The sequence below is a fragment of the Flectobacillus sp. genome, from assembly GCF_049240685.1.
In the GTDB taxonomy this organism is placed as follows: Bacteria; Bacteroidota; Bacteroidia; order Cytophagales; family Spirosomataceae; genus Flectobacillus.
This window is the reverse complement of sequence record NZ_JBMLSD010000514.1, coordinates 1-4,715: the sequence shown is the minus strand read 5'-3', so window position 1 is coordinate 4,715 and position 4,715 is coordinate 1. Positions and strand designations below refer to the sequence as shown.

Sequence of the window (4,715 nt, the reverse complement as noted above, 5' to 3'; positions counted from 1 at the left end):
TTCACACAAAATACTTCAGTTCTTAAAGAAAAAAGAATTTAATTTTTGAACCTTACGCTTTCAGGTATCGGCTTTCGGCGGTAGGCTTTGTAAAAAAGCATGGCTGTTAAAAAACAATTTTAACACTCTTTGCGCCTTGTGCCTGTTGCCTTGTGCCTAAAAATCAAACTTCACTCTAAATCTAACTGCCAGCGAACTTGGTGCATTTGGATGGTCGAGATAAGATAGTCGTTTGAGGAGGTCTATTCTAAGAATTTTAAATACGTTTTCTACCCCTACACTCATCTCCATATAAGGTCGGTGATCTAAGGAATAGGTAATAGGGTCGCCATTGGCATATTTTGGAAACGCCAGTAACTGATTATCCGACGATGGTTTATTCTGGTCAGATACGCTTCCCCACAAACCTGTAAATGTGGCTACTTCACGGATTTTGAGTCGGTTCAACAAGGGGATTTTATTAAAGAAAAATCCGTTGAAATGATGATCGAAAAATATGGTAGCATATTGATCACTTACAAACTCCAAGAAGTTCATCAAGTTATAGGACTCTAACTGATACGAATACGTTTGGTTGGCTCTATGAATGAGCAACAGCGGAAATGGCACTTTCCCCCATAACTTAGCTCCTTCAATCGTTAAATTGGTATAACCCAATGGCGGAATATTTACCCGTTTGTACATCTGTGCCATCACGCGACTATATTCGTATTCACTTCCCAAAAATCCTTTTGGCGAATAATTATAGCGTAGTTGAATAACGGGATATTGATTCACAATCGGGATACGATAGTTTTTTCCTTGATAAAACTGCTCATTAGGCGCATATCTCAACCCTACCCCAAATTCTGTATTGTCGAGTTGAGGTACGGTTTGTCCTAAGCCATTTTCGTAGGTCAACGAGCCCGTTGGTGTTTGAATTGTTTTCTTGATTTGTGCGCTCCACGCTACCCCAGATTTCGATTCTCGTAGCCAGTCGAGTGTCCAAACCTGGTTGTAGGTTCGTTGGTTGTTGATACCTCTTTTGAAAGAAAGTAAAAAGTTATCTTCTTGAACAAACTGTAACTCTTGCCCAGGGATTTTTAAGTCATTTTGATAAGACAATCGTAAATGTCGAATCGGATAGGTATAAATATTATGGTCGGTCAGTGATAACGTCGCCGAGGCAAAATACTTCCACTTTTGATCACGGAAACCATAAGCCGAATATACCTCAAAGGCCATTCGTTCGCTAAATTTGGCAGTAGTACGCCCGCCCAAGCGCAGACGGAGTCCTTCAACAGGGTTGAAGCTATAAAAAGTATTTACAGGCCCTATTTCGAAGGCTCCCAAAGGTTTGTATCCCTCCAACAAGAAAGAGGCCGTATTCATAAACCTTTGGAATGCTGGCACACTTTTGACACTATCAACCATGGTGTAAATACCCATCTCTTTGGTACTAAGTGGTTGGTGACGTGCATGAGCCCAATAATCATCTTTTCGTTGAGTGGCGTCTTTGAGCACTTCGGTACGATATCCCTCAAAATGGCTTGCTTCTATAGGCATATTGAGCTTATAGTCATGATAGGACACGCTTCTTTGCCCAAATAAGCTCATACCATTTTCTTTTTTCAGAGGGTTAAATTCAATGATTAAATCGTCCTTGGTAAGCATCAAACCTTTATCACCCACAAATTCAAATTCCTGCACAATTTTGAGGTCGGTAACAAAATTGACATTAATATCTTTCGAAAAACCCATTTCTACCTTTCGTACCGCATAGCTCGAATCCATGGCTACGAGCATTTGCCCTTGAAACAATTGGTCATTGGTATTGCGAGGTGCAAAGCCTAGAGTAATGCATTTTACATCTTTATAAACGATTGTATCAATAATGGCATAACGATAAAACTGCGGTGCAATCGGTGAAGTCGGCCCTAAAAACTGCTTCGCCAGTAATAGAATATTGTTGTCATAAAAATTGACCTCCTGATACAATGCCTCCAAATAAAGTTTTATCCCATTGTTATCCACATAGCCACCCAGACCAGTCATTTTATCTCCAGTAATAAGTTCTTTTTTAGCTTCTGGATTTTTACGGTAATACACATCCGAGATAGTCTCCTTGAGATACATGGGCAACGTAACCTTCCCAGTGATTTTGGAGGTATCGAGGTGGTTAAATACAAAATCAAACTTGCGAAGAGAGCGCTTATTTCTAAATTTTTCAGAAATATTACTCAAATCAAATTCTAACTTTTCGTATTTATTGTATTGATAAAAATCAAGTGCCTCGGGGCGATTTTTTGATTTATGCTCAATCACCTTTCGTACCAGTTGCACGGCAGGATTGTCCTTATTGCGGTATTTATCTTTTTTCCCTTTTACCACCACTTCGTCCAAACTCGTATTGAGCGATTGAAGACGCACCGTAAGTTGTTGCACGTCTTTGGCCGTTTGAAAGGTTTTGGTTTGGGACTGATACCCAATAATAGAGATTTTGATAGAAGGATGCTGAGCGGAAGTTTCTATAAAGAAATTACCGTTGAGGTCGGTTTGCGTTCCACGGTTGGTGCCTTGAATCAAAATACTAGCAAAAGGAATCACTTCGCTGGTCTTGGCATCAACCACCTTTCCTTTTACCTTGATATAAGTTTGTGCACTAGAATTCCAAGCAATTAGTAGAATACAAAAAAGCCAAAGTGGTCGATAAAACGCTTTCAAAATAAATTGATTTGATAACATAATTAAGGGGCAAAGATGCAATGCTAAAATGGTATTTCGGGTTATGGAATTATTAATTTAGCATTAAAGAAAAATATATGTAACATACTGATAAACAAGCGAAAAAAGAATAATAAACAGATAACATTCCGATAACCTTTTCTCCATTTTGTTCAAGTATTTTGGTTCGAAATTAAACCCCTTTTTACCCATGACAACCAAAAGGCTTATCTACCTTTACTCGGATTCTAGCTTTACCCCATGGAAGGAAAATATTTTTGCTCGTACAGTAGCTAATTTTTTAGCCTCCACACCCGAAGAATATTACCCTTATGTTACCCATTTTGTAGGATTTACTTCCGAATTTGCCAATTTTCTTAAACAGTTTGATATTGTATTCAACGTATGTTATGGTTTTGGCGACGAAGGACAACATGATATCGTTCGTTGGCTCGAAGATAATGGAATTAAGCATACTGCTAGCAATTATCAGTCACAGATATTGGCCAAAGATAAACTACATTTACCAGAGGTATGTGCCAAAGTGGGCGTTCCGACACCAGCTATCATTCCTTTGAGTGAAATTAGTACTTCCAACTTTAATCGCTTTATTGCCAAGCCTCGTTTTGGAAGTCTTCATCAAAATATGTTGGTATTTGATAAAGAAAGTATTCCTTATCAGCAGTTATTGGAAAAGGATGAAATGATTATCCAACCGTATCTTTCGGGTCGAGAATTTACTGTTGGTGTAATTCCTAACGAAGAAGCGAGCGATTACATTTGTTTGAATCCCTTAGAAATTCGTCCTGACGACGAGCGAGAAGTGTACATTGCAGGACAGCAATACGGTCGTACCGAAAAAGTGTTGTATCACGACTTGGATACGGAGACTTGCCAAGCCATGCAGGAAATGGTTTTGCGTGTACATCATGCCTTAGGATTAAGAGGAATGTCACGCACAGATGTACGTGTGTCAGACGGAAAAATCTATATTTTGGACATCAATACCATGCCAAATTTAGATTCAAATAGCTTTTTGCCATTTATTGCTCAACATCAAGGCATCAGTTTACAAGAAATTTTCAGAAGAATTTTGTTACGTCTCGAAAAAGAGGAACAAGTAAGAGAGCGAGGTCTGGTAGTTTCAGAATGTATTTGAGTTGTGAGTGATGAATTGTGAATGATGAATTGTGAATGATGAATTGTGAATGATGAATTATAAGTGTAAATTATTAATAAATGGTGTTTTTCACTCGAAATTTAGCGATAAAAAAACATTATTCACAACTCACAATTCATCATTCACAATTCACTGCCTAATTACTAAAACTTTGATAGCAAGGTTGCAGCATTCTTGCTGTTTTTTGCGAAAGAATAGCATATTGATTTGCCTTTTCGATAGAATGGTGTCGTTCCAATCGTCGGATGGCAAATTTTAAAGGATTATCATTTGAAATAAAAACCAAGGATACCAGCCATTCACCATTTTGCTCATCGACCATATATCCTACCAAGGAGTTTCCAAGCCATCTTTCATCCTTCACCACTTCCAAATCATCTTTCTGACCTTTTCCTTCATTCGAATAGTTATAATTAAAAATAGGTAGCTCCATTCGATTGTATATTTAAACTATCCAAGAATTTATTAAACTTTTTAAATATAACGATTTGATAGAATAAATGTTTCTTCGAGGAGAAATATTTATCATTGTGAGTGAACAGGGGCAAAGGCACAGAGGGAATTTAGGGGATAGGATTTAGGCAAGGAGGCAGTAGTTTTTTATTGAGGGAACAGCGGCAAAGGCACAAAGGGGGTTTAGGGGATAGGGTTTAGGCAAGGAGGCAGTAGTTTTTATTTAGGGAACAGGGGCATAGGCACAGAGTGGGTTTAGGGGATAGGCGTTAGGCAAAGAGGCAATAGTTTTTTATTTAGGGAACAGGGGCATAGGCACAAAGGGGGTTTAGGGGATAGGGTTTAGGCAAGGAGGCAGTAGTTTTTTTTTAGGGAACAG

General features: G+C 38.5%; 3 protein-coding genes. 1 reads left to right on the top strand and 2 read right to left on the bottom strand.

Features of this window, described 5'->3' with window-relative positions; all coding sequences use genetic code 11:
- Window positions 1–156 precede the first annotated feature (156 nt).
- Window positions 157–2,724 (bottom strand): DUF5686 family protein, encoded by a 2,568-nt coding sequence (locus tag ACOVQ4_RS23730; protein ID WP_421823062.1) that lies wholly within the window; start codon window positions 2,722–2,724, stop codon window positions 157–159.
- A gap of 190 nt (window positions 2,725–2,914) precedes the next feature.
- Between ACOVQ4_RS23730 and ACOVQ4_RS23725 the strand changes: the two genes are divergently transcribed.
- Entirely contained in the window at window positions 2,915–3,862 is a 948-nt protein-coding gene (locus ACOVQ4_RS23725; protein WP_421823061.1) for an ATP-grasp domain-containing protein, read from the top strand.
- Window positions 3,863–4,019: 157 nt separating this feature from the next.
- On the opposite strand, the gene ACOVQ4_RS23720 is transcribed toward ACOVQ4_RS23725, so the two are convergent.
- Window positions 4,020–4,316, bottom strand: coding sequence for a hypothetical protein (locus tag ACOVQ4_RS23720; RefSeq protein ID WP_166578065.1), 297 nt, complete (start codon window positions 4,314–4,316; stop codon window positions 4,020–4,022).
- Window positions 4,317–4,715 lie beyond the last annotated feature (399 nt).